This is a genomic window from Geothrix mesophila (assembly GCF_022808835.1).
Taxonomy (GTDB): Bacteria; Acidobacteriota; Holophagae; order Holophagales; family Holophagaceae; genus Geothrix; species Geothrix paludis.
Map to the genome: position 1 here is coordinate 275,753 of NZ_JAKZLD010000003.1, position 22,420 is coordinate 298,172.

A 22,420-nucleotide genomic window follows, 5' to 3' on the forward strand; every position below is an offset into this window, starting at 1 on the left:
CGCCGTTCAGGCGGTGGCGCTGGTGGCGAAGCGGACGGGCATGAGGACGTAGCGGAAGCTGAAGTCCTCCAGGCTGGGCGACATGAAGACACCCTGGCCCACCTCGTCCTTGAACTGGTAGACCACCTCTTCGCCGGGGAGCCGCTCCAGCAGTTCTGTGAGGTAGTCGATGTTGAAGGCCAGCTCGAAGGGTTGTTCCTCGCCCGTGAAGGGCAGCGTGGCCTGGTTCACGCCCTCGTCGGGGTGCTGGAAGACCGTGCGCAGGTTGGGGAACTCGTAGAACAGACGCACGTTCTTGTTGTAGTCGTCCTTCTTCAAGCCCACGAAGCGCAGCGTGCGGAGGAAGACCTCGCGGTCCATGATCACGCGCTTGGGCAGCTCGGCGGGCAGCACCTTCTCGTAGGCGGGGTAGTTGCCCGTGACGAGGCGGGTGCTGAACTTCAGGCCGGGCTGGTCCAGGAAGAGCGTGGTGCCGTCCCAGCAGAGCTCCACCTCGCCCTCGTCGCCCAGCAGCGTGGGGATGAGGTCCAGGGCCCGCTTGGGCACGATGAGGCGCACTTCGTCCTTGAGCTTCGTGTCGCAGGGCACCTCGGCCACGGCGAGGCGGAAGCCGTCCGTGGAGACCACGCGCACATGGTGCTTGGAGAGGTGCACCAGCACTGCCGAGAGCGTGGGCTTCGTGGCGTCCTTGCTGACGGCGATGGAACCCAGCTGGATGGCCCGCTTGAAGCGCAGCACGGGGATCTTCACCACGGGCAGCTGGTTGCCGGGCCCGGGAAGCTCCGGGAAGCCCTCGCCGGGCTGGATGTTGTGCTCGGAGTTCATGCCCTTGGCCCGCAACCACAGGCGGCCGCCGGCATCGGGGCACTCCAGGCTCAGGAGCCCCTCCGGAAACACCCGCACGGTCTCGATGAACTTCTTGCCGGGCACGGCCATGGTCCACTCGCCCTGCCCTTCGCCAGGCACGGTGGCCTCGAAGGCCAGCTCCATGTCCGTGGCCTTCAGCACGACCTCCTTGGGCCGCACGTCCACCAGGATGTGCTGGAGGATGGGCAACGTAACCCGACGGTCCAAGGCGTGCTTCAGAATCCCCAGGGTGCGATCCAGACGATCCTTGGAAACCTGTAACTGAAGACTCATGTATCACCCTTGATGATGCTGAAGCCCAGGACAACCTGTGGAATGACGTCTCAAAGCCCTATCCTACCGGAGTTTCCCCGCTCGGGACAGGCTGTGGAGAGCCTCCGGGGAGGTGCGGAATCCAGGGGTCGGAACCCCTCCGCGCGGCGTGGTTGGCCGGTTTGCGGATTCCCCGGGAGGACCCTGTGTTGAAAACACGTCAACAATAATCAAATCAATGAATGCTATTCAGGAGGGCCTGGACCATCCTGTGGAATTCCGGATCGCGCTTCATGCGCTCCCGCACCGAGTCGATGGCGTTCATGACGGTGGAGTGGTGCATGCTGAAGGAGCGCCCGATGTCGGTGAAGGGCGCGGACGCGATCTCCCGGGCCAGGTACATGGCCACCTGCCGCGGCACGAGGATGACCTGCTGGCGGGAGCGCTTCTTCATGAGGTCCACGAAGGAGACGTTGAAGGTCTCGGCGGTCATGCGGTAGATCCGCTCGGGCGGCACGCCGGCCGTGGGCTCTTCCCCGCTCTGGCCCTGGAAGGCCGCGTGGGCCACTTCCAGGGTGGGGGGAACGCCGATGAGGCTGGCCTGGAAGATGACGCGGGTGAGGAAGCCCTCCAGGTCGCGGACGCTGCCCTTGGCCTTGTGGGCGATGAAGGTGAGGACGTCCTCGGGGATGGGAGGCACGTTCTTGAAGTCCGCGTCCTCCAGCTTCTTCTTCAGGATGGCGATGCGGGTCTCGAAGTCCGGGGGCTGGATGTCAGCCGTGAGACCCCACTTGAAGCGGGTGATGAGCCGCTCGTGGCAGCCCTCCAGACGCTGGGGCGGCTTGTCCGAGGTGAGGACGATCTGCTTTCCGTGCTGGAGCAGGTACTCGAGGATGTAGAAGATCTCCTCCTGCGTCCGCTCCATCTTCCCCAGCGTCTGGACGTCATCCAGCAACAGCACGTCGTTCTGCTGGTACTTCTTCCGCATGGGCTCGGTGTTCTTGGCCTTGATGGCGACTGTGAGCTCGTTGAAGAAGTTGTCCACCTTGAGGTAGGCCACGCGGAGCTTCGGATTGCGCGCCAGTAGGCCCTTCCCGATGCCCACCATGAGGTGGGTCTTCCCGAGCCCGGCGCCGCCATAGATGAACAGGGGATTCATGCTGAGGGGCGTGGCGGCCTTGCCGTAGCTGTCCACCACGGCCTTGGCCGCGGCGAAGGCGAGCTGGCTGCCCGGGCCCACCACGAAGCGGTCGAGGGTGTAGCGGTTGAAGAGGTAGGGGAACGAGGTGGGCGCCTCGGCGGCGGCATAGGCGGAATGGGAGCCGGACTCGCTCTTCCTGGGCGGGGCCGCGGGTTCCACGGGCGGGGCGCCGGTCACCTGGAACACCAGGTGGAGGTCCGCCAGGCCGCCCTGGGCCAGCGCGTCGTTGAACTCCTCGGGCAGCTGCTGCTCGATCCAGAGCTTGGCGGCGGCGCTGGGGACCTGGATCCAGAGGGTCCCGTCCTCGACCTTCAGAGGGGCACAGGGTGCGATCCACTCCTTGAAACTGGCTTCGGGGAGCTGTTTGGACAGACCCAGTCGAATGGTGTCCCAGAGGGCGGTGGGATCAGTGGAGCGCATGAGTTCACCGGAGCGGTGGGTGGGGCGGCTGGCGTGGCGGAAGCGCGTGGGCACGCAACCTCGGGGGCGGGCTTCGCACGCCACCGGCCACGGAAGACTCGCGGGGAGGACCCCAAATCTAGCACCCCAGAGGGCGGATGGGAGGATGGAAATGGCCTTGAGCCGCGCGCCCACCGCTGATACCCTCGAAGGTTCGTCCTCCTCCCCGGGAGGGGACCCCCGAGGTGGAACCATGAAGCGCACCTTCCAGCCCAACAACCGCCGCCGCGCGAAGACCCACGGCTTCCTGAGCCGCATGAAGACCAAGAACGGGCGTCTGGTGCTCAAGCGCCGCCGCGCGAAGGGCCGCCACGTCCTGGCGGTCTGACGCCGCTCCCGTGATCTTCAAGGGCCGCTTCCGCACGGTCCGCCAGCGGGACCACGCCGTGCCCACGCCCCTGCCCCGGCCTCTGCTGGGGCATGAGGCGTTTCTGGACATCCGCGCCTGGCCGCGGCCCAGCGGCTCCCTACCGCTCCTGCTCGTGACTTCCCCGCGGAAGACCGGTCCCGCCGTCCGGCGGAACCGCTTCCGCCGGCAGGTCCGCATGGCCTTCCTGTCGCTCTCCGGGCGCCTCGCAGGCCAGCCCTGGGTCGTCTGGGTGCGCCCCGCCCGGAGCGCACCTCCTCTTGATCGGCTCACCTTCCGGGATATCGAGGGCCAGCTCGGGCTGGCCCTGCGCCGTCTCCCCCCCTTGGACACGCCATGAAAAACCGCAATGTCCTCTACTTCGTCATCGGCAGCATGATCCTGCTGGGGGCCCAGTTCTGGCTCAGTTCCCGGTACGCCAAGCCGGTGCCGCCAGCCCAGGTCCAGGCGCCTGCTCCGGAGACTCCCAAGGCCCAGCCGACCGCCGCACCCGCCCAGGCCTCCGCAGCCTCCCCTACGGCCTCCGTGGCCCAGGTCGCCGCGGCGAACGCGCCCACGGGCGTGAAAGCTGCGGACCCTGCCGCCACGCACACCCTGACCACGGCGGATTACCGCCTGACCTGGCAGGTGGCCACCGGCGCCCTGAAGCAGGCCATCTGGCTCCAGGATGGCACCTCCTTCTTCCCCGACGCCTTCCCGGGCCTGGGCGCCCTGCAGGGGCCCGGCTTCGAGACGGTGCGCGAGGAGAAGGCCGCGACGGGCGTCACCACCGTCACCTTCGAGAACGCCGCGGGCGACCGCCTGAGCTACCTGGTGCCCCAGAAGGGCCTCGAGATCCACCTCGAAGGCTTCTCGCCCCGGAACGCCGCCCTCCAGCTGGTCGCCAACCCCACCAGCGACGATCCCGTGAAGCACCTGGGCCGCGTGTTCACCCTGTCCGAGAAGTCCATCCAGGCCGTGACCTGGACCGAGATGCTGCACGACCCCTTCTTCAGCTTCCTGGGCGCCAAACGCAAGGAGCTGCCGCCCTCCTCGAGCCGTCTGGGCCTGGACGCGGGCGTGGAGAAGGACGCCAAGAGCCAGCGCAACCACTACTTCGCCGCCCTCTGGAAGCTGCCCCGCCCCGCGGGCCGGGATGCCACGGGCTACCAGCTGCTGCCGGAGAACGGCCGCCTGGAGGCCTCCCTCTACCTGGGCCCCAAGCAGGCCGAGCCGCTCCTGGCCTTCGAGAAGCCCTTCACCCGGGTCATCGACTACGGCTTCTTTGGCGCCGTGGCCCAGCTGCTCTTCTGGATGCTGCGCATGGTCTACCGCGTGGTGGGCAACTGGGGCTGGGCCATCGTGCTCTTCACGGTGATCATCCGCCTGGCCACCTGGCACCTGAACACCAAGCAGACCATCTCCATGCTGCGCATGAAGGACTTCGAGCCGCACCAGAAGGCCATCCAGGCCAAGTATGAGAAGTTCGGCGGCGACATGACCAAGAAGGCCGAGATGCAGAAGGAGCTCATGGAGCTCTACAAGAAGAACGGCCACAACCCCATGGGCGGCTGCCTGCCCATGCTGCTCCAGATGCCCATCTTCCTGGCCCTCTGGTCCATGCTCAACGCCGTCTTCGAGCTGCGCCACGCGCCCTTCTTCGGCTGGATCGTGGACCTCTCCGCCAAGGATCCCTACTTCATCTACCCGGTGCTGATGGGCGCCTCCATGTTCGCCCAGCAGTACATGACCCCCGCCGTGGGCGATCCCGCCCAGCGCAAGATGATGCTGGTGCTCATGCCGGCGATGATGACCTTCTTCTTCGCCCAGAGCCCGGCCGGGCTCGTGATCTACTACTTCGTCTTCAATCTCATCGGCATCGCCCAGACCTGGTGGATCATGAAGTCCTACCAGCCTCAGCCCATCAAGGTCTAGGAGACAGCCATGCGCAAGAGCGGCGCCAGCCTGGAGTCCGTGCCCGAGCTCATCACCCGGTGGATGAGCCACCTGGGCCTGTCCGTGGAAGCGAAGTCCGCCCCCTCGGGCGACGAGGAGGCCTTCCCCAATCGCCTGTCCGTGTCCGGTCCCGACGCGGGCTGGCTGGCGGCCAATCGGGGCGCGGGCCTGGACGCCCTCCAGTTCCTGGTCCACGAGGCCCAGGGCGAGCGCGAGGACGCCAAGCTGGCCTATCTGGACGCGAAGGGCGCCCGGCTCTTCCGCATGCAGGAGGTCATGGCCATGGGCCGCTTCGCGGCCGAGCGGGCCCGGGAGCTGGGCAGCCACACTCTCGGCGCCCTCAGTCCCCGCGAGCGCCGCTGGGTGCACCTGGTGGTGAGTCGCGAGGAGGGCCTGGGCACCGAGAGCGAAGGCGCGGGCACCTTCAAGCCCGTGAAGGTGTTCCGGAAGTAGACTGGCCCGGTGACCCCGGAACCGATCTGCGCCCCCGCCACGCCGCTGCTGCCCGCGGCGGTGGCGGTGGTGCGCGTCTCGGGAACGGGCCTGCCGGCCATCCTCGCGCCCCTGCTGGCGCTGCCGGAACCGCGGGTGGCCTCGCTGCGCACGCTGCGCTGGGGCGGCTTTGCCGAGCGGGCCCTCGTGCTCTTCTTCCCGGCTCCGTCCAGCTACACGGGGGAGGACCTGGTGGAGCTGCAGGTCCACGGCAACCCGCTGCTGGTGCGCCGGCTCCTGGAGCACCTGGGCGCCCTGGGCGTCCGCCTGGCGGAGCCGGGCGAGTTCACCCGTCGGGCCCTCCTGAACGGCAAGCAGGGCCTGCTGGAGGCCGAGGCCCTGCGGGACTTGGTGGCCGCGGAGACCGATACCCAGATCCGCCTGGCCCAGGCGCGGGCGGGGGCGCTTCCCTCCTGGATTCCGGCCGCCCGGGAGGCCCTGGCCCCCTGGGTGGCCCGGGCCGAGGCGGCCGTGGACTACGGGGACGAGGAAGATATCTTGTTGGATTTGTTGGCCTTGAACCGAGTGTTGGAGCCCCTTCGGCAACAGTTCCACGTGGAACAGGTGCGTTGTCGGGCCGCCCGGCACCTCCAGGATGGCCTCCGTCTGGCCCTGGTGGGCCGTCCCAACGCCGGGAAGAGCACCCTGTTCAATGCCCTGGCCGGCGAGGATCGGGCCATCGTCACCGACATCCCCGGCACCACCCGCGACGTGCTGGAGGTCCGCTGCGAATGGCGGGGGCTGCCCCTTCGCCTTTACGACACCGCGGGTCTGCGGGACACGGAGGATCCGGTGGAGCGGCTCGGCGTGGCCCGAGTCGCCCCCGTCCTGGAGGGGGCCGACCTGGTCCTGCACCTCTGGCCGGCCCCGGACGCCATACCTGATCCGGCCCTCCAGGCGGCCCTGGCCCCCTTCGCCGCCAAGGTCCTGGAGGTCCGCACCTTCGGGGACCTGGCCGAGGTGCCCGGCGTGGCCATCGCCGCCCACCGCGGCGAGTTGGATGCCCTGGAGAGCGCCCTCAAGGACCGCATCCTGGGAGGGCTGGCGCCGGAGGCCTGCCTGGGGGCCCTGGCCACCCAGCGGCAGGCCGACCTCCTGGACGACCTCGCCCGCCAGCTGGACCTGCTGGCCGGCCTGGAACCCGGCTGCCCGCCCGAGCTGCCGGCCTCGCTCCTCCAGGGGGCCTGGGGCCTGCTGGCCCAGCTCACGGGAGAGGACCGCGCCGAGCGCACCCTGGACGAACTCTTCAGCAGCTTCTGCCTCGGGAAATAGGCCCGGCGAAGTAGACTGGCCCCAGGAGGGTGCGTGAAGCCTGGATTTGAAGCCATCATCGGTCTCGAGGTCCACGTCCAGCTGCGGACCCGGTCCAAGCTCTTCTGCGCCTGCCGCAACGCCTATGGCGCCCCCCCCAACACCCAGACCTGCCCCGTCTGCCTTGGCCTGCCCGGGGCCCTCCCCGTGCTCAACGGCGAGGCCGTGCGCCTGGGGCTCCGCCTGGGCCTGGCCCTGGGCGCTCGCATCCAGGAACGCAGCACGTTCTACCGAAAACAGTATTTCTACCCGGACCTGCCCAAGGGCTACCAGATCACCCAGGGGCCCGTGGCGCTGGTGGAGGGCGGGTCTCTGGAGATCGCCGGCGATCCCGCCGTGCGCGGGGAGGACGGGCCCGTGCGCATCCGCCTCGAGCGGGCCCACCTGGAGGAGGATGCCGGCAAGAGCCTCCACGACCAGCGGCCCGACGCCACCCTGGTGGACCTCAACCGGGCCGGGGTGCCACTGCTTGAAGTGGTGGGAATGCCAGACTTGAGAAGCCCGCAGGAGGCTTCGGACTACCTCAAGGCCCTGCATCGCCTGGTGGTCTTCCCGGGCATCGGGGACGGAAACCTGGAGGAGGGCGGCTTCCGCTGCGACGCCAACGTGAGCCTCCGGCGAAGGGGGACAGAGACCTTCGGGACACGGGTGGAGGTGAAGAACCTCAACTCCTTCCGGTTCGTCAAGCAGGCCCTGGCCCACGAGGTGGCGCGGCAGACGGCCCTGCTGGAGGCGGGCGGCGCCGTGGTCCAGGAGACCCGCGGCTGGGACGCGGAGGCCGGCGAGACCCGGGCCCAGCGGACCAAGGAGGCCGCCATGGACTACCGCTACTTCCCCGAGCCGGACCTGCCGGTCCTGGAGGTGACCGAGGTTGAGGTCGCCGCAGTGCGGGTCTCCCTGCCCGAGCTTCCGGAGGCCCGGGCACAGCGCTGGCGGGCCGCCTTCGGCCTCGGCGAGGAGGAGGCCCTCACCCTGCTCCAGGACCCGGCCTTCGCGGACTACTTCGAGGCGCTGGCCGCCGCGTCGGGCCAGGGCAAGGCCGCGGCCACCTGGATGCTGGGCGAGGTGAGCCGCACCCTCAATGAGCGCGGAGGCGGCATCGCGGCCTTCCCTGTTCCACCGGAGGCCCTGGCGGAGCTGGTGGGCCTGGTCGGGGAGCGCCGGATCAGCTTCGGCGCGGCCAAGGAGCAGGTGTACCCGGCCCTGCTGGCGGGCGAAGGCCGGGCCGGGGATATCGTGGCGCGCAAGGGGCTGGCCCAGGTCAGCGACCGGGGCGCCATCGAGGCACTGGTGGCCCAGGTGCTGGCCGACCACCCGGGACCGGTGGCCCAGTTCCACGCGGGGAAGACGAACCTCCGGGGCTTCCTGGTGGGCCAGGTGCTGAAGGCCGGAGGCGGCCGGCTGGATCCCGGCGTGGTGAACGAAGTGTTGGCCGAAGGGCTGGCCAAGGGCGGATCCGCACCGCATGCTGGGCCATGAGCAACGAGATCCCCCCTTCCCTCTCGGCCTACCTTCCCGGCGTGGGCCATGTGTGCCAGGGCTGCGGGCGGGTGATCGTGGATGCGGTGGAGACGCCGGGCGAACCCTTCCTCTGTCTGGATTGCCAGGCTCCCGCGCCGCCCTCGGACATGGACGAGTTGACCCGCGCGGCCCTGACGGACCAGGAGCCCAGCGGGCGCCCGACGGGCCGGGCTTCGGTCTGGCGCCTGGTGGCGGTGATCGGCCTGGCGGTGGTGGCCCTCGCTCTCATCTTCTGGAAGTGGTAGGCCGGAGCGGGCTTCCGCGCCTATGCTGGGAACCAGGAGCCAAGGCGCTCCCGCGCACCTGACGAGGCCGACATGCCCACGCCCTGGGGTCCCACCACCACCGCCATCCACGCCGGAAAGCACCACAATCCGACCCGGGCCGTGACCACGCCGATCTTCCAGACCTCCGTGTTCGAGCTGCTGGAGAACCGCGAGGGCGCAGAGTTCGCGGCGGCCGTCGAACCCCCGACCTTCTACACCCGCTGGGGCAATCCCAACGCCAGCGAAGTCGAATCCGTGCTGGCGGCCCTGGAGGGCGCCGAGCGCGCCCTGGTGGCTGCCTCGGGCATGGCGGCCTTCGCCCTGGTCTTCGAGGCCTTCCTGAAAACGGGGGATCATCTCGTGGCGCCCGCCGCCATCTACCTGGGGACCGAGCAGCTCATCCGCCGCTGGGAGGCCGAGCGGGGGCTCGAGGTCACCTGGATCCAGAACACGCTGGACGGCGCGGAGTGGGAGGCGGCCATCCGCCCGGAGACCCGGATGCTCTGGGTGGAGACACCCTCCAACCCCACTTTGGCGGTGACGGATCTGGCCGCCGTGGCGGCCCTGGGGAAGAAGTACGGCATCCGCACCGTGGCCGACAACACCTTCCCCAGCCCCTTCCACACCAAGCCCCTGCGGTTCGGCATCGACCTCAGCGTGGCCTCGGCCACCAAGTACCTGGCGGGCCATTCCGACGTGGTGGCGGGCGTCATCGCCGGCTCGGACGCGGACGTGGTGGCCTGCTGGCACCTCACCAAGGTCATGGGGCCGACGCTGGATCCCATGGCCGCCTGGCTGCTGCACCGCGGCCTCAAGACCCTGCCCCTGCGGGTGCATCGCGCCTCGGACAACGCCCAGGCCCTGGCCCAGTGGCTGCTGTGGCAGCCTTCCGTGGCCCGGGTGGACTACCCGGGCCTGCCCACCCACGCGGGCCACGAGGTCGCGGCCCGGCAGATGGACAAGGGCTTCGGCGCCATGATCAGCTTCGAGCTGCGGGCGGGCCTCCTGGCGGGCCAGCGATTCTGCGAGGCCCTGGAGGTCATCACCCGGGGCGTGAGCCTGGGCGGCGTGGAGAGCCTCATCCAGCACCCCGCCAGCATGAGCCACCTGAGGACGCCCCCCGATGTGAAGGCCCGCCTCGGCATCACGGACGGCCTCCTGCGCTTCTCCGTGGGCATCGAGGATCAGCCGGATCTCATCGCCGATCTGGAAAGGGGCTTCCAGGCGGCAGCGGCGGCCCGATGAGGCTGCGCATCAACGGGGAGACCCGCGACACCCCGGCCCTGGCCACGGTGGCGGACCTGGCCACCTGGCTGGACCTGCCGGCCTTCGGCAGCGCCGTGGAGCTGAACGGCGAGGTCATCCGCCGGGCCGACCACCCGGCCACCCCCCTGAAGGAGGGCGACCGGCTGGAGGTGGTGCGGCTGGTGGGCGGCGGCTGACTCAGTTCACGCTGATCGAGTAGGTGTTCGTCCCCGTGGCCGTGGTGGCGCCGGCCCGCACGCGGGCCACGTAGGTGCCTGCGGGCAGGTTGCTGAACGTCAGGGTGCGGGTGGTGCCCGGGTTGCTGTAGCTTCCCGCCACCCAGCCGCCGGGGCCGATCAGCTCGAGGTAGAAGTCCTGGCCGCTGGTGGGCGTCATGGTGATGGTGCGGGCGCCGCCGGGGTGGACGAACCGCCAGGCCTGGCTCTGGTTGCGGTCGTAGTAGTAGCCGAGGCTGGGCGCATAGGTCTGGAGGCTTCCGCTGGTGGCCAGGGGGAGGCTCACCGTCAGCCAGAGGGCGTCGGTGTTGAAGTAGGTGGCATCCGGGCTCGGCACGGACTCCAGGGCCAGCTCATTGAGGGCTGATTGCCAGGTGGCGGCGGTGGTGCGGCTGGCCACACCCTGGAGGTAGGTGGGGTAGCAGCCCAGGGTGGCCTGCTCGTACTCGCCGGTGCCATTCGGATAGGCGGCGGTGGAGCGCACGGCGGCCCAGAGGGTGTTCAGGCCCGTGGAGCCGCCCCCCAGCACGTTCTTCCAGAGACCCCAGAGGCTCACGGCCACGGAGCCCCGGGCGAACTCGCCCTTGGCGGCCGCGGGCACGTGGGCGTGGTCCGTGAGGTCGAAGACGTCCACCCGGGCCACGCCCGCGCCGTCCACATAGCTGTCGAGGATCTGGCTGTTGTTTCGCACGGCCCCGGCGAGGAAATCGGAATAGCCCGCCACGAAAGCCGCGGTGGATTCGCTCTGCACACCCCGGTCCACCCAGACATTGTCGTTGTCCCGGCGCAGGAGGGAGAGGCTGCTGCTGCCGTCGGGCTTGAAGCTGTAGTCCGCGAAGAGGAGGCGCGCGAAGCTCTCCTGGAGCACACCATCGTCCCATTCATCCGTTTCCGTGTTGGCGGCGCCGCTCCCCTGGCCGTAGACCTGGTGGCCGAAAAGGGCCCGACTCTGGCCGGAGACCAGAATGGTGGACCCGGAGCCTGTCAGGACGGCGGGATAGGTGCGCTGCTGATCGGCGGCATTGGTGCTGGTGGTCCAGAAGGTGTGAATGTCCGGCAGCCGCAGGGTGGTGGAGCCGTCCATGTCCCGCACGGCGGCCCCGAAGGTCACGGCCTGGTCGGCGATGTTGAAGGCCCCGGCGATGCGATTGCTGGTCCGGGCCGTGACGGCCAGGGTACCGTCCCGGTCCGCCAGGAAGGTGCTGCTGGTGACGGACCATTCCGGGAGGGCGTCGAAGGCCGCGTTGGTGAGGGCGGTGGCCGGCAGGGGCGCGTTCCTCACGCTGCCCCGCATGAAGAAGCTGGCGGGATCGGCGCTGGGCACCTGGTAGTCCGCGAAGACCTGCACGTAGACCTGGAGGCCCTTGGGCACCGTGGTGCGGCCGGTGCCGTCGCTCCCCAGGTAGCCGGAGGCCAGGAGGCTGCCGGAGGAGGCGTCCCGCACCTCGGCCCAGCAGTAGCGCGCGGGACGCAAGGTGGTGGCGCCGAGGCCCGCGGAAGTGAGGGTCGGTTTCTCGAACTGGGCCTGGAGGGTGATCACCGCGTCGGGGCTGGCGTAGGAATCAGACCCTCCTCCGCACGCGGCGAAGGGCAGGAGCAGCAGGAGGCCGAGGAGGAATCGCCAGGATCGGGGAGGCATGGGAACTCCTGAGGTGGGGGTCGAGCGGGCTTCTCAAAGGTCGTGCCAGGAAAGGGCAGAGGCCAGTCTAGCGCCAGACCTCCCAGCGTCCCCCGGGCCAGCGGCCGGCGGCGTGGAGGGCCCAGGTCGGCGGAAGGGCCAGTGGGAGCGGGGTTCCGCCGGCCGGTCGATCGCTCTGGAAGCGGTGGAATTCATCCACCAGGTCCTGTTCGAGGAAGGCCTGGGCCAGCGTGCCGCCGCCCTCCACCAGCACCCGGCCCACGCCCCGGGCGGCGAGTTCGTGCAACAGGTGGCGCAAACTGCATCCCCGGGGCCCTGGGGGAAGATGGAGATCCTCCACGCCCCGCAGGGGCTCGGGATCCCCGGTGACGGCCCGCAGGGCCGGCTGGCCGGCCACCGGCAGCCAGACGCGGGCCCCGGCGGGCACCTGGCCGGCGTTGTCCATGACCACCCGGTGGAAGATCCGGTGGGGCGCCGTGGGGGCGGGCCAGCGGTCCGTGAGCTGGGGGTCGTCCACCTCCGCCGTGTGGCGGCCCACGACGATGGCCTCCGCGGCCCGGCGGAGGGCGTGGCCCAGGCGCTGGACCTCGGGCGGGGTGATGGGCGTGGTCCGTCCGGCGGGGCCCAGGGCGCCGTCGGACCCCAGGGCCAGCTTGAGGCTCACCCAGGGCAGGCCCGTGCGGATGAGCTTGAAGAAGGGGGCGTGGAAGCGCCCGCAGGCCTCGCCCAGCACGCCCTCCTCCACGGCCACGCCCTGGGCCCGCAGGATGGCCAGGCCGCCGCCGTCCACCCGGGGGTTGGGATCCCGTACGCCCACCACCACCCGGGCCACGCCCGCCTGGAGGAGGGCCAGGGTGCAGGGGCCCGTGCGGCCCTGATGGCAGCAGGGCTCCAAGGTCACGTAGGCCGTGGCGCCGCGCACATCCTCGTCCCGGGCCTCGGCGTCCCGCAGGGCCATGATCTCGCCGTGGGGGTCGCCGGCCCGTGTGTGGACGCCGGCGCCAATCACCCGGCCCTCCTTCACCAGCACGCAGCCCACGGGGGGGTTGGGGCTCGACAGGCCCACGCCCTTCAGGCCCTCCTGGAGGGCCAGGGCCATGAAGCGGGCATCGCCCGACAGGGCCTCCGGGTTCGGCCAGGGGCCGCCCGTGGCCAGGGCCCAAGCCAGCCCTGGGGTCAGATCCGGGGTCAGGCCCGGGGTCAGGTTCGATTCAGGCATCCAGCAGCCCGTCGACAAAGGCCTCGGCGTCGAAGGGGATGAGGTCGTCCACCCCCTCGCCCACACCCACGAAGGCGATGGGGAGCTTCAGGCGGTCCAGGATGGGCACCACCACGCCGCCCTTGGCGCTGCCGTCCAGCTTGGTGAGCACCAGATCCGTGACGCCGGCCGTGCGGGCGAAGACCTCCGCTTGCTGCAGGCCGTTCTGGCCCGTGGTGGCGTCCAGCACCAGGAGCACGCGATGGGGCGCCTCGGGGATCACCTTCTGGAGGCTCCGCCGGATCTTGTCCAGCTCCTTCATGAGGTGGTCCTTGGTGTGGAGCCGCCCCGCCGTGTCGATGAGCACCCAGGGCGTGCCCTTGGCGCGTGCGCTGGTGGCGCCGTCGAAGGCGATGGCCGCCGGGTCGCCGCCCATCTGGTTGCGGATCACGGGCACGCCGGCCCGCTCACCCCAGCGCTCCAGCTGGTCGATGGCCGCGGCGCGGAAGGTGTCCCCAGCCACCACCAGGACCTCCTCGCCCCGGGTCTTCAGGTGAGCGGCCAGCTTGCCCAGGGTGGTGGTCTTGCCCACGCCGTTGACGCCCACCAGCAGCACGACCTGGGTGGCTTCAGCCGTGAAGGGCCGGGCCGGGCGCTGCCGGAGCAGCTTCAGCAGCTCGTCCTTCAGCACGGCCTTGGGGTTGATCTCGGATCCGCCCCGCAGCTCGAAGCGGAGCCGGGCCATGAGCTGGTCCACGGCCCGCACGCCCAGGTCTGCCTGGAGCAGCAGGTCCTCCAGCTCATCCAGCTGGTCCTCGTCCAGGCGCCGCAGGCCCAGGAGGCGGCCCATGGGCGCCAGCACCAGATCCTGGGTGCGCTTCAGCCCTTGCTTGAACTTGTCGAACAGACCGCCCAGAAGCCCCACGCCCACCTCGCGGATCCAGTCTACCGAAGGGGCCCGGTTTCCGGCCTCCTTTAACGGCGTTCCACGTGGAACAACTGGGCTAGAACCCAGGCTTTGCCCACGACCCCGGCGGGGCGTATGGCGCCATGGGCGGGGCGGCGAAGAGTGGGTTCCGATCCGGCCAGGGGCGGAAGTCCACGGTGCCGCCCGTGCTCGAGGCCCAGCCCGCCAGGGCGAAGAGCAGCAGCAGGTCCGCCAGGGGGTTCACGAGGTGGGCGGGTGCCCGGGGGCGCAGGTCGCGGGGGTCCACGGAGAGCCGCACGGACCAGAGGGGCCGGGGCGAAGGCGGCGACCATGGCCGACCCAGGTCCCCGACCGGACAGGTCAGTTCCCGCGGCGGCCGGAAGGCGGCGGGGAGCGGTGGACTGAAGGCCAGGGGGGGAAGCTGGAGGGCGAGGGCGAAGGCTTCAGCGAGCATGGGTCACCCCGCGACAGCATGGGCTCCGGAGCCGGCGCCGGCAAGAACCTCAGGGCTGCGGGTAGGCGGCGGCCATCTTTTCCGCCTGCCGGAGGTTCTCCTTCAGGACGGAGTCGTTCGGACGGAGGGCCAGGGCCGCCTTGAAGTCGTCCCGGCTGGCGGCGTACTGCTTCAGGTTGAAGAGGGCGATGCCCCGGTTGAACAGGGCCTCCATCTGCTTGGGGTCCACGGCGAGAGCCTGGTCGAAGGCGGCCTTCGCGTCGCCCCAGGCCTTCTGCTGCATCGCGGCGCGGCCCAGGTTGTTCCAGGCGTAGGCGGCCTTGGGGTTGACCTTCACCGCCTGCTGGAGCGCCTCCTGGGCCTCGCGGAAGCGCCCCAGGTGGGCGAGGGCCTCGCCCTTGGAGCCCAGGGCCTCGGCATCGGCCGGCTTTCGGGCCAGGATGGCCCCGGAGTAGGCCAGCAGGGCCTTCCAGTCCCCGGCCATCCGGGCCTCGGCGCAGGCGTTGGCGTAGCCCTCGGCTTGGCCGAGCCGGCCGTTCTCGGCGTGGGCGGCCATGGCCTCCTTGTGGCGCCCCAGTTGGCTGAGGGCCTGGGCCCGGTAGAGCCGGTAGGTGCCCAGGCGGGGCTTCCCCTTCCCTTCGATCTGCGGCGTGAGGACCCTGCAGGCGTCCGCCAGTCGCGCCCAGCGCCCGCTGCGGTTGAGGGCCTGGAGCCAGTACTCGTAGTACTGCCGCCGGACCTTGGGCGAGGCCTTCTCGAACCAGTCGGCCAGGCCCGGCCAGTCGTCGGCCTGGATCAGGGCTTCCATGGCGGGGGGTAGCCCCTGGGTCCCCACCTCCAGGACCTGGGCCTGGACAGCCGGGGGCTTGGGCGGGGGGACCGCGGCGACGGGCATCAGCATGGAAACCTCAGCGGGAGGGGCGGGCCTTGGCGGCGGGCTTGGCTTTTGATACCACGGCTTCCGGTCTTTTCCAACCCACGAGGGCCTGCTCGAAGACCTCCTCCACGTGCATCACGGGGTGGAAGTGCAGCTGGTTCCGCAGCTCGGGATCGATCTCCTCGAGATCCTTCTGGTTCGCGTGGGGGATGAGGATGTCCTTGATGCCCAGCCGGAGGGCCGCCAGGGCCTTCTCCTTGAGGCCGCCGATGGCCAGGGCCTCGCCGCGCAGGTCGATCTCGCCGGTCATGGCGAGGGTGTTCTTCACGGGGATGTCCTTGAGCACGGACAGCAGCACGGTGGCGATGGCCAGGCCCGCGCTGGGGCCGTCCTTGGGGATGGCGCCCTCGGGGAAGTGGATGTGGAGATCCTGCTTCTGGAACACCTCGGGGTCGATCTGGAAGGCTCCGCCGCGACTGCGGATGTAGCTGAGGGCGGCCTGGGCGCTCTCCTTCATCACGTCGCCCAGCTGGCCCGTGAGGATGAGCCCCCCCTTCCCCGGCATCTTCAGGGCCTCGACGAACAGCACGTCGCCGCCCACGGAGGTCCAGGCCAGGCCGGTCACCACGCCCACCCGGGGCGCCTTCAGCCGCTCGTCCTGGAGGAGCTTCACGGGCCCCAGCAGCTCGTGGATGGCGTCGTCCGTGAGCACGAGCTTCTTCTTCAGCGCGTTCTCGGCCACACGGCGGGCCACCTTGCGGCACACGGCGCCGATCTCACGCTCGAGCTGGCGCAGCCCCGCCTCGCGGGTGTAGCCCGTGATGATGGCCTTCAGGGCCTTCTTCGAGATGGACAGCTGCTGGCGCGTGATCCCGTGCTTCTCCAGCTGCTTGGGGATCAGGTGCCGCTCGGCGATGCCCAGCTTCTCCTCCAGCGTGTAGCTGTTGAGGTAGATGATCTCCATGCGGTCCTTGAAGGCCGGATGGATGGGCTCCAGCTCGTTGGCGTTGGCCAGGAAGAGCACCTGGCTCAGATCGAGCGGCACGTTCAGGTAGTGGTCGCGGAAGGTGTGGTTCTGCTCGGGGTCCAGGACCTCCAGCAGGGCCGCGCTGGGATCGCCGCGCATGTCGCGGCCGATCTTGTCCACCTCGTCGAGCATGATCACGGGGTTCATGCTCTTCACCTGGTGCAGGGCCTGCACGATGCGGCCGGGCATGGCGCCCACGTAGGTGCGGCGGTGGCCCCGGATCTCGCTCTCGTCGTGCACGCCGCCCAGCGAGATGCGCGAGTACTTGCGCCCCAGGGCCCGGGCGATGGACTTGCCGAGCGACGTCTTGCCCACGCCCGGGGGGCCCACGAAGCAGAGGATGGTGCCGCGGAGGTCGGGCTTGAGCTTGCGCACGGCCAGGAACTCCAGGATGCGGTCCTTGATCTTGGCCAGGCCGAAGTGGTCCTCGTCCAGCACGGTCTGGGCCTGCGCCAGGTCCAGGTTGTCCTCGGTGAAGGTGCCCCAGGGCAGCTCGGTCATCCACTCCAGGTAGGTTCGCGTCACGGCGGTCTCGCTGGAATCCGGATGCATGCGCTCCAGCTTCTTGAGGTTGCGCTCGATCTCCGTAAGCGGGTCTTCCGGCACGGTCATCTTGGCCAGCTTGTCGCGGAAGGCCTGGATCTCCTCGGCCAGTTCCGAGCCCTCGCCCAGCTCCTGCTGGATGGCCTTGAGCTGCTGGCGGAGGTAGTACTCCCGCTGGCTCTTGTCCATCTCGCCGCGGGCCTCCATGGTGATCTTCTGCTGGACCTCCAGCAGCTGGATCTCCCGCTGGAGCAGCTCATTCACGCGCTTGAGGCGCAGGCCCGGGTGGGCGATCTCGAGGACCTCCTGGGTCTGCTGCAACTTGAGGTCCAGGTTGGAGGCCACCAGGTCCGCCAGGCGGCCGGGGTTGTCCAGGTTGCCGGCGATGACCAGTACCTCCTGGGGCAGGGTCTTGCCCAGGGCCACGGCCTTCTCCAGCGTTTGCTTCACGCTGCGCAGGAGGGCGTCCTGCTCCAGGTCCGGCACCTTCAGCTCGGGCTCGGCCAGGGGTTCCACCCGGGCCTTGAAGAGGGCCTCGGTCTCGGTGAAGTACTCCACGCGGACCCGCTGCAGGCCCTGCACCAGGGCCCGGATGCGGCCGTCCGGCAGCTTGAGCACCCGCATGATGAGGGCCGCCGTGCCCACCTGGTACAGGTCCTCGGGCTTGGGGTTGTCCATCTCCACCTGCTTCTGGGACAGCAGGAGGATCATGCGGTTCTCCACCAGGGCCGTGTCCACGGCGCGGATGGACTTCTCGCGGCTGACGCTGAGGGGCAGGATCACGTAGGGATAGACCACCACGTCCCGCAGGGGCAGCACCGGCAGCTCTTCCGGCAGCTTGGGCTGCTCGTCGGGAGGGGGGGGCAGGAGAACGTCGTCGGCCACGGAAAAACCTCGGCCTTCAGGATACCCCTACTTTTTCCGGACCTTCGGGGGCGGAGGCGCGGCTTCGCCGGGGAAGAGGGCCTGGGGCATGGGCTTGGGACCCGCCGCAGAGGTTGGTGTGGAGGCCGGCGCGGGGGCTGGTGTGGCGGCGGGCGTCGAGGCCGGGAGGGCTGGCGTGGTCGGCGTGGCCAGGCCGCCCCCGTTCCGTCCGGTGGCCGCCTCCTTGTGCATGAGGCCCTCCAGGGCCTTCACGAAGTCGGGCAGGTCCTTGAAGTCGCGGTACACGCTGGCGAAGCGCACGTAGGCCACCTGGTCCAGGCCCTTCAGCTCGTCCATGACCAGCTCGCCCAGCTCCCGGCTGCGGATCTCGCGGTCCGGCCGCTCCATGAGGCGGGCGTGGATGTCGGCCACCAGCTCCTCGATGCGGGCCAGGGACACGGGCCGCTTCTGGCAGGCCAGCAGCAGGCCCTTCATGAGCTTCTGCCGGTCGAAGGGCTCCCGCCGGCCGTCCTTCTTGAGGATCACCAGGGGCACCTCCTCCACCCGCTCGTAGCTGGTGAAGCGGCGGGCGCAGGAGAGGCACTCCCGGCGCCGGCGGATGGAGTCGCCCTCGCGGGACTCGCGGGAGTCCACCACCTTGTCCTCGAGGTGCCCACAGAAGGGACAGCGCACGGATGCTCCGGATCAGGGTCTAGACTTCGACCACCCGCGGTTCCATCACCACCTCGCAGGTCACGGAATTGGCCACGAAGCAGTACTTGTGCGCCTTCTCGAAGAGCTCCACCACCTTGGCCATGCTGGTGCCCCGGGGCACGCGGAGGGTCGGGCGCAGGTGCACCTGGGTGATGCGCGTGACCTTGTCGATGGTGTCCAGCACGGCCTCCGCGTGGTCCTCGTAGCCCACGATCTCGACCTTGGCCTTGGCGCAGAGGGCCAGGAAGGTGAGCATGTGGCAGGTGGCGAGGGCCGAGCCCAGCAGATCCTCGGGGTTCCAGCGGCCGGCGTCGCCCGCGTACTCCGGGGCGCTGCTCACGGCCAGGGGATGCTTGCCGGCGGTGGTGACCGTGGCGTTGCGGGAGTAGGTGGCGTCGTGGGTGCTGCCGGTCCAGGAGAGGGTGAGGGGATAGCGGTGGGCCATGGGGTTCTCCTCGGAAAGCCTGCGCCCAGGATGCCACACACCTCTCCTGCTAACCTGGAACGACGTTCCGGAGCCCCCATGCGCCTGCTGATCCCCGCGACCCTGGCCGCGCTGTCGCTGCCCGCCCAGGCCCAGTTCTGGAGCGAGATCGCCAACCCCAAGGTGGAGGTCACCCTGGTCCATCCGCCGGGCCTGGGCCTCAAGGTGGAGCGCCTGGCCTTCGCCCCGGCCCGGGACCTCAACTCCCGGGAGCTGGCGGACGCCCTCACCGCCGACCTGGTGCAGAGCCGCCAGGTGGAGGTGGTGGACCGGGCCCACCTCGATGCGGTGCTGAAGGAGCAGGAGCTGGGCGCCAGCGGCTACGTGGAGCCCGCCACCATCGCCAAGCTCGGCAAGCTCCTCGGTCCCAGTGTGCTGGTCATCGTGAACGTGAACCGCTCGGACCTCAGCCGCACCCAGTCCTCCAAGGAGGAGCGCAGCACCGACTACAAGACGAAGAAGGAGCTCGTCCGCCTCAAGCGCACCGCCACCGCCAGCCTGGATTTCAGCGCCACCGTGCAAGTCGTCGATCTGAGCACGGGCCGCGTCTTCGGCGCCCAGCGCCTGGAGGATGCGCCCAGCCTCAGCAACACCTCGTACGAGGGCTTCCCCGCCTACCCCCGGGATTCCGACGTGCGCCGCCTGGCCTTCGAGGCCGCCAAGGTGAAGGTGCTGCGCCTGCTCCTGGCCTGGAGCGAGGTGCGCAAGCTCACCTTCTTCGATGACGATGTCTTCGGCATGGACCGGGCCCACGAGCGCCTCAAGGCCCGTGACGTCCGGGGCGCCCTGGACCTGGCCCTCGATGGTCTCGACCAGTCCCGCCAGGACAAGGGCCAGAAGCCCAAGTACTACCCCCGCGCCGAGTACAACGTGGGCATCATCCGCTTCATCCTGGGCCAGTACGACGAGGCCCTGCCCCACCTGCGCGCGGCCCTGGACATGCAGCCCGACGCCAGCATCTTCCAGACCGCGCTGAAGGAATGCCAGGAGGCCATCGCGCTCCAGGAGGCCTTGCGCCGATCCGAACGCCGGGCCGAAACCCGGAGCGAAGAGGCCGCGCGCCCCGACCGCCCGGCTCCGCGAAACGAGACTCAGCCTGGGTTACAGCCGGGATCCGAGGGTCCTGCCAAAGCGAGCCCCGAGGCCCGCCTCCAGAAGCTGCAGGAGCTCTACCGGAAGGGCCTGCTGGACAAGAAGGACTACGAGGCCAAGAAGGCCGAGATCCTGAAGGAGCTGTAACCGCGAAACACGCGAAAGCCCTTCGGGCTCGCGAAAAGAAAAAGGGGTGTAAAAAGGGGCAGTGACCCTTTTCCTGGATTTCGCGTCCTTTCGCGTCTTTGGCGGTTCCGGCCTTTCCAGCGATGATGGGACTCCATGCCGACCCCCGCCCGTCTCCACGTCGCCCACGCCCTCCACGAAGTCTTCGGGGAGAAGGGCCGGGTGCCGGACATCTGGGACCGCGACCTGGGCGAGGACGCGCACCTGGCCCAGGCCCTGCTCGGGCTCTGCCTGCGCCGCTGGGGTCGCCTCCAGGCCTGGGTGAAGCCCCAGCTGAAGGATCCCGCCCGGGGCGTGCCCCTGGGCACCCAGGTGGCCCTGGCCATGGGCCTCGCGCAGCTGGCCTGGCTGCCCGGCGTCAGCGATCACGCGGCGGTGAACGAATCCGTGGCGTTGGCGGGGGACCGCGACCTGGGCTTCCATCCCCACAAGGGCCTGGTGAACGCCCTGCTGCGCCGGGCCGCGAAGGACCGTGCCGCCCTGGCCGCGGCGCTGGAGGCCCTGCCCTCCGCCCTGGACCGGCCTCCCGCCGCCGAGCGCGCCCTGAAGGCCGCCCTGGCGCCCCACGGGGCCCTGGACCAGGTCGAGGCCCTGTGGTCCCGCCTCCAGCAGCCCCCCCGCCCCGCCTTCCGCCTCGTGCGGGGCGAGGTTCCCGAAGGCCTGGCGCCAGACCCCGAATGGCCGGGCTGCCTGCGGCTGGCGGAGGGGGCCCCCTTCCCGCGGCCCTGGCTGGAATCCGGGGCGGGCATGGTGCAGGACCGCAGCTCCCAGGCCCTGCTGGCCTATGGCTGGGATCGCCCCGTGACGCGGATCCTGGACGCCTGCGCCGCCCCCGGCGGCAAGACCACCACCCTGGCCCTGCGCCATCCCGGGGCGGAACTCACGGCCCTCGAGGTGCATCCCCGGCGCGCCGCCCGGCTGCGGCAGACCCTCCAGCAGCGGGGCGTGGCGGCCCAGGTGATCCAGGCCGACGCGGCGGAGTGGCTGGAGGCCAGCGACGCCACCTTCGACCTCATCCTGCTGGATGCCCCCTGCTCGGGCAGCGGCACCCTCCAGAAGCACCCCGAGTGGCCCTGGCTGGCCCATGAGGACCTGCCCCGCCTCACCGGGATCCAGCGCCGCCTCCTGGCCGCCGCCGCCGGGCGCCTGGCCCCGGGTGGACTGCTGATCCATGCGGTCTGCTCCTGGCTGCCCGAGGAGGGCGTCGCCCACCGGGACTGGCTGGCGGAGGCCCGCCCCGACCTTCGTTCGGCGGAGGTCTGGCCGGCGACCCTGGGCGTGGCCGATGGGACCGGCCGCGAGGTCACGGACCTGTTCCGCCCCCACCCCCTCCGCTGGGAGGGCGAGGGTTTCCAGGCCTTCGCCGTCCAGCGCCCCAGCTAGGCAGGTGGCTCCGCGCCCGGAGACTGGCTACTGGCGGGGTTTCGCGAGCAGTGACCGCAGCACCCAGCCGAGGTACGAGAACACATTCCTCCGGCGACGGTCCCGCCGTCTCGGGTCCGGGGGAAGGACCGGGAGGTCCTCCTGGCGCCGATCGGAGCGCCGACGCTCCTCTTTCCGGACCAAGTGGATCGCCAAGGCGAAAAAGAGGACCACGGCGATGGCGGTGTAGGCGAAGACCTTCATGGGTTCCCCCGGGGGAGATCGGGTGGCGAGGGCAGGCCAGGCCGAATGGGGTCAGGACAGGGCCCGACGGGGAGGCGGCGCCCCCGGCGCAGGGTCCAGAGCCCGAGCGCCAGGACCGTGGAAGGGAGCCAGACCCACAGGATCTCGGACGACAGGACCGCCAGGCCCCGTGGGGAGAAGAGCCGCGCGGCGCTGAGGGGCGACACCCGGATCACCTGGAGCGGCCAGAAGAACCGCTGCTCCGTGAAGGGCCAGAGCAGGGCGATGCCACGGCCGCCGGTGGTGAGGGCATCCAGGAGGCCGTGCGAGGCCATGGAGATGAAGAGGAACCCGAAGGCGGCCGGGAACGGCGATCGGGCTTTGCGGAGGGCCCAGGCGCCCCCCAGGGCCATGACCGCCGCCAGGCCCAGAGAGTGGCTGAATCCCCGGTGGCCGAGGGCCGCCGAGTAGGGGATCCCGAGGCGGAAGGCGATCACGTCCAGATCCGGAAGGACCGAAGCGACGACTCCGGCGACCAGCAGGGGGCGGGGGATGGCCTTCGGGCCGAATCCCAGGCCCAAGGCCAGGGGAACCGCCGGATGGGAGAGGATGGTCGGCATCGGGAGGGTCTAGCGACACGGGCCGCCGGGCCCCGGA

Annotated in this window: 23 protein-coding genes; 11 read left to right on the top strand and 12 right to left on the bottom strand. The window is 70.2% G+C overall.

Annotation, left to right across the window (positions count from 1 at the left end; all coding sequences use genetic code 11):
* Positions 1-6 precede the first annotated feature (6 nt).
* Together dnaN and dnaA are read right to left on the bottom strand one after the other, a co-directional pair.
* Entirely contained in the window at positions 7-1,140 is a 1,134-nt protein-coding gene (dnaN, locus tag MLG87_RS11200; RefSeq protein ID WP_243295257.1) for a DNA polymerase III subunit beta, read from the bottom strand.
* A 214-nt stretch (positions 1,141-1,354) separates the two neighbouring features.
* Positions 1,355-2,794, bottom strand: a complete 1,440-nt coding sequence (gene dnaA, locus MLG87_RS11205) for a chromosomal replication initiator protein DnaA (protein ID WP_243295258.1) — start codon at positions 2,792-2,794, stop codon at positions 1,355-1,357.
* Positions 2,795-2,972: 178 nt separating this feature from the next.
* Here dnaA and rpmH point away from each other — a divergent pair, with 178 nt between their 5' ends.
* From rpmH to thiS, 9 genes are all read left to right on the top strand, one after another.
* Positions 2,973-3,107 carry a 50S ribosomal protein L34 gene (gene rpmH, locus MLG87_RS11210; protein ID WP_026852422.1) on the top strand — a complete coding sequence of 45 codons (135 nt, stop codon included), beginning with the start codon at positions 2,973-2,975 and terminating at the stop codon, positions 3,105-3,107.
* Between the two features lie 10 nt (positions 3,108-3,117).
* Positions 3,118-3,486, top strand: a complete 369-nt coding sequence (locus tag MLG87_RS11215) for a ribonuclease P protein component (protein ID WP_243295259.1) — start codon at positions 3,118-3,120, stop codon at positions 3,484-3,486.
* Positions 3,483-5,060: a YidC/Oxa1 family insertase periplasmic-domain containing protein gene (locus MLG87_RS11220; RefSeq protein WP_243295260.1), complete on the top strand. Its 1,578-nt coding sequence runs from the start codon at positions 3,483-3,485 to the stop codon at positions 5,058-5,060. The genes MLG87_RS11215 and MLG87_RS11220 overlap by 4 nt, the downstream gene beginning before the upstream one ends.
* A 9-nt stretch (positions 5,061-5,069) precedes the next feature.
* Positions 5,070-5,534 (top strand): hypothetical protein, encoded by a 465-nt coding sequence (locus tag MLG87_RS11225; protein ID WP_243295261.1) that lies wholly within the window; start codon positions 5,070-5,072, stop codon positions 5,532-5,534.
* 9 nt (positions 5,535-5,543) lie between these two features.
* The gene (locus MLG87_RS11240; protein ID WP_341848587.1) at positions 5,544-6,845 is read left to right on the top strand and encodes a tRNA modification GTPase; all 1,302 of its coding nucleotides are present in this window, start codon (positions 5,544-5,546) and stop codon (positions 6,843-6,845) included.
* A 33-nt stretch (positions 6,846-6,878) separates the two neighbouring features.
* The gene (gatB, locus tag MLG87_RS11245; protein ID WP_243295262.1) at positions 6,879-8,363 is read left to right on the top strand and encodes an Asp-tRNA(Asn)/Glu-tRNA(Gln) amidotransferase subunit GatB; all 1,485 of its coding nucleotides are present in this window, start codon (positions 6,879-6,881) and stop codon (positions 8,361-8,363) included.
* Positions 8,360-8,650: a hypothetical protein gene (locus MLG87_RS11250; RefSeq protein ID WP_243295263.1), complete on the top strand. Its 291-nt coding sequence runs from the start codon at positions 8,360-8,362 to the stop codon at positions 8,648-8,650. Before gatB ends, MLG87_RS11250 begins: the two co-directional genes overlap by 4 nt.
* A 72-nt stretch (positions 8,651-8,722) precedes the next feature.
* The gene (locus MLG87_RS11255) at positions 8,723-9,916 is read left to right on the top strand and encodes a trans-sulfuration enzyme family protein (protein ID WP_243295264.1); all 1,194 of its coding nucleotides are present in this window, start codon (positions 8,723-8,725) and stop codon (positions 9,914-9,916) included.
* On the top strand, positions 9,913-10,113 hold the full coding sequence (gene thiS / locus MLG87_RS11260) for a sulfur carrier protein ThiS (protein WP_243295265.1): 201 nt from the start codon (positions 9,913-9,915) through the stop codon (positions 10,111-10,113). The genes MLG87_RS11255 and thiS overlap by 4 nt, the downstream gene beginning before the upstream one ends.
* 1 nt (position 10,114) lies before the next feature.
* Here thiS and MLG87_RS11265 read toward each other — a convergent pair whose 3' ends face one another.
* From MLG87_RS11265 to MLG87_RS11300, 8 genes are all read right to left on the bottom strand, one after another.
* Complete coding sequence (locus tag MLG87_RS11265) at positions 10,115-11,791, bottom strand: hypothetical protein (RefSeq protein WP_243295266.1); 1,677 nt, start codon at positions 11,789-11,791, stop codon at positions 10,115-10,117.
* A 67-nt stretch (positions 11,792-11,858) separates the two neighbouring features.
* Complete coding sequence (gene ribD, locus MLG87_RS11270; RefSeq protein WP_243295267.1) at positions 11,859-13,010, bottom strand: bifunctional diaminohydroxyphosphoribosylaminopyrimidine deaminase/5-amino-6-(5-phosphoribosylamino)uracil reductase RibD; 1,152 nt, start codon at positions 13,008-13,010, stop codon at positions 11,859-11,861.
* Positions 13,003-13,920 (bottom strand): signal recognition particle-docking protein FtsY, encoded by a 918-nt coding sequence (gene ftsY / locus MLG87_RS11275; RefSeq protein ID WP_243295268.1) that lies wholly within the window; start codon positions 13,918-13,920, stop codon positions 13,003-13,005. The genes ribD and ftsY overlap by 8 nt, the downstream gene beginning before the upstream one ends.
* A 73-nt stretch (positions 13,921-13,993) precedes the next feature.
* On the bottom strand, positions 13,994-14,371 hold the full coding sequence (locus MLG87_RS11280; RefSeq protein ID WP_243295269.1) for a hypothetical protein: 378 nt from the start codon (positions 14,369-14,371) through the stop codon (positions 13,994-13,996).
* 49 nt (positions 14,372-14,420) lie between these two features.
* Positions 14,421-15,272, bottom strand: a complete 852-nt coding sequence (locus MLG87_RS11285; protein ID WP_243295270.1) for a tetratricopeptide repeat protein — start codon at positions 15,270-15,272, stop codon at positions 14,421-14,423.
* 7 nt (positions 15,273-15,279) lie between these two features.
* A complete protein-coding gene (gene lon / locus MLG87_RS11290) occupies positions 15,280-17,703 on the bottom strand; it encodes an endopeptidase La (protein WP_243295271.1) in 2,424 nt (807 codons plus the stop codon).
* Between the two features lie 27 nt (positions 17,704-17,730).
* Positions 17,731-18,375 (bottom strand): transcriptional regulator NrdR, encoded by a 645-nt coding sequence (gene nrdR, locus MLG87_RS11295; protein ID WP_243295272.1) that lies wholly within the window; start codon positions 18,373-18,375, stop codon positions 17,731-17,733.
* A gap of 19 nt (positions 18,376-18,394) precedes the next feature.
* Complete coding sequence (locus tag MLG87_RS11300) at positions 18,395-18,841, bottom strand: OsmC family protein (protein ID WP_243295273.1); 447 nt, start codon at positions 18,839-18,841, stop codon at positions 18,395-18,397.
* A gap of 78 nt (positions 18,842-18,919) precedes the next feature.
* Between MLG87_RS11300 and MLG87_RS11305 the strand changes: the two genes are divergently transcribed.
* Positions 18,920-20,119, top strand: a complete 1,200-nt coding sequence (locus MLG87_RS11305) for a CsgG/HfaB family protein (protein WP_243295274.1) — start codon at positions 18,920-18,922, stop codon at positions 20,117-20,119.
* A gap of 135 nt (positions 20,120-20,254) precedes the next feature.
* Positions 20,255-21,541: a transcription antitermination factor NusB gene (locus tag MLG87_RS11310; RefSeq protein WP_243295275.1), complete on the top strand. Its 1,287-nt coding sequence runs from the start codon at positions 20,255-20,257 to the stop codon at positions 21,539-21,541.
* 27 nt (positions 21,542-21,568) lie between these two features.
* On the opposite strand, the gene MLG87_RS11315 is transcribed toward MLG87_RS11310, so the two are convergent.
* Positions 21,569-21,784: a hypothetical protein gene (locus tag MLG87_RS11315; protein WP_243295276.1), complete on the bottom strand. Its 216-nt coding sequence runs from the start codon at positions 21,782-21,784 to the stop codon at positions 21,569-21,571.
* The gene (locus tag MLG87_RS11320) at positions 21,781-22,383 is read right to left on the bottom strand and encodes a metal-dependent hydrolase (RefSeq protein ID WP_243295277.1); all 603 of its coding nucleotides are present in this window, start codon (positions 22,381-22,383) and stop codon (positions 21,781-21,783) included. Before MLG87_RS11320 ends, MLG87_RS11315 begins: the two co-directional genes overlap by 4 nt.
* Positions 22,384-22,420: the final 37 nt, after the last annotated feature.

Coding starts and splice junctions, on each gene's coding strand:
- MLG87_RS11265 (WP_243295266.1), bottom strand. CDS start 11,791: ATGCCTCCCCGATCCTGGCGATTCCTCCTCGGCCTCCTGCTGCTCCTG.
- ribD (WP_243295267.1), bottom strand. CDS start 13,010: ATGCCTGAATCGAACCTGACCCCGGGCCTGACCCCGGATCTGACCCCA.
- MLG87_RS11285 (WP_243295270.1), bottom strand. CDS start 15,272: ATGCTGATGCCCGTCGCCGCGGTCCCCCCGCCCAAGCCCCCGGCTGTC.
- MLG87_RS11220 (WP_243295260.1), top strand. CDS start 3,483: ATGAAAAACCGCAATGTCCTCTACTTCGTCATCGGCAGCATGATCCTG.
- MLG87_RS11305 (WP_243295274.1), top strand. CDS start 18,920: ATGCGCCTGCTGATCCCCGCGACCCTGGCCGCGCTGTCGCTGCCCGCC.
- MLG87_RS11320 (WP_243295277.1), bottom strand. CDS start 22,383: ATGCCGACCATCCTCTCCCATCCGGCGGTTCCCCTGGCCTTGGGCCTG.
- MLG87_RS11280 (WP_243295269.1), bottom strand. CDS start 14,371: ATGCTCGCTGAAGCCTTCGCCCTCGCCCTCCAGCTTCCCCCCCTGGCC.
- rpmH (WP_026852422.1), top strand. CDS start 2,973: ATGAAGCGCACCTTCCAGCCCAACAACCGCCGCCGCGCGAAGACCCAC.
- MLG87_RS11310 (WP_243295275.1), top strand. CDS start 20,255: ATGCCGACCCCCGCCCGTCTCCACGTCGCCCACGCCCTCCACGAAGTC.
- MLG87_RS11225 (WP_243295261.1), top strand. CDS start 5,070: ATGCGCAAGAGCGGCGCCAGCCTGGAGTCCGTGCCCGAGCTCATCACC.
- MLG87_RS11315 (WP_243295276.1), bottom strand. CDS start 21,784: ATGAAGGTCTTCGCCTACACCGCCATCGCCGTGGTCCTCTTTTTCGCC.
- thiS (WP_243295265.1), top strand. CDS start 9,913: ATGAGGCTGCGCATCAACGGGGAGACCCGCGACACCCCGGCCCTGGCC.
- MLG87_RS11250 (WP_243295263.1), top strand. CDS start 8,360: ATGAGCAACGAGATCCCCCCTTCCCTCTCGGCCTACCTTCCCGGCGTG.
- MLG87_RS11300 (WP_243295273.1), bottom strand. CDS start 18,841: ATGGCCCACCGCTATCCCCTCACCCTCTCCTGGACCGGCAGCACCCAC.
- MLG87_RS11255 (WP_243295264.1), top strand. CDS start 8,723: ATGCCCACGCCCTGGGGTCCCACCACCACCGCCATCCACGCCGGAAAG.
- dnaN (WP_243295257.1), bottom strand. CDS start 1,140: ATGAGTCTTCAGTTACAGGTTTCCAAGGATCGTCTGGATCGCACCCTG.